This window comes from Streptomyces sp. NRRL WC-3549, assembly GCF_000721935.1.
GTDB lineage: Bacteria > Actinomycetota > Actinomycetes > Streptomycetales > Streptomycetaceae > Streptomyces.
This window is the reverse complement of sequence record NZ_KL585398.1, coordinates 65095-66049: the sequence shown is the minus strand read 5'-3', so window position 1 is coordinate 66049 and position 955 is coordinate 65095. Positions and strand designations below refer to the sequence as shown.

1 protein-coding gene is annotated in these 955 nt (G+C 67.2%); it reads left to right on the top strand.

Features of this window, described 5'->3' with window-relative positions:
- Positions 1 to 75: 75 nt before the first annotated feature.
- Positions 76 to 955 (top strand): IS1380 family transposase (locus IH13_RS0114595; protein WP_110085005.1); only part of this gene is annotated, 880 nt, incomplete at its 3' end.

Below are 955 nucleotides of genomic sequence, written 5' to 3'. Positions count from 1 at the left end.
CTGAGCCTCGATCCACCGCGTGATGGCCGGGCTGTGGGCGGAGAAGCCAGAAGAGGTGCCTGCTGACCTGGGACGATGGGAGTTCTCTACGCTTCCATCAGCACCAACCGGCAAGGCACCTTTCGAGTGAAATCTTCCCACGGCCCGGCGCGGATGTTTGCCGCGTTCGACGAATCGAATCTGATCGCGCACGCCGGGCTGGTCCCGGTGATCCAGTTGGCCGAGCGGTGCGACCTGCCCGCCCTGGTCGCCGAGAAGGTCAAGCTGACCGGCGCGAAGAATGGCGCCGGCACGGCGGCTGACGCGAAGACGATGAGCATTGTGGGCGGCATGGTCGCCGGCGCCGACTCCATCGACGACCTGGACATTCTGCGCCACGGCGGGCTGGGGAAGCTGTTCGGCGGGGTGCGGGCGCCGTCCACACTGGGTACCTTCCTGAGGGCCTTCACCTGGGGACACGTCCGCCAACTCGAAGCGGTTGCCCGTGCGTTCACCTGCAATCTGGCAGCCCACACCGGGTTCGTCCCCAAAGGCGACGAGGTGGTTTTCGTCGACATCGACTCCAAGGTCAAGCAGGTCTACGGCCCCGCCAAGCAGGGTGCCTCCTTCGGCTTCACCAAGGTCCGCGGCCTGCACTTCCAGATCGTCACCGTCAAGACCGCCACCTGCGCACCGGTCATCGTCGCGACAAGACTCCGCAAGGGCTCGGCGGGCTCCGGCAAGGGCGCCGCCTCGCTACTGCGCGAGGCCCTGACCACCGTGCGGGCCATGGGCATCACCGCGCAGATCGTCGTCCGCGCCGACTCCGCTTACTTCTCCCACAAGGTCGTGGACGCCTGCCGCAAGGCCGGCGCCCGCTTCTCCCTGGCCGTCGCGGTCACCAAGACCATCCGCGCGGCCATCGAGACGATCGGTCCCGACGTCTGGACGCCGATCAAGTACACCGACGCGGTCT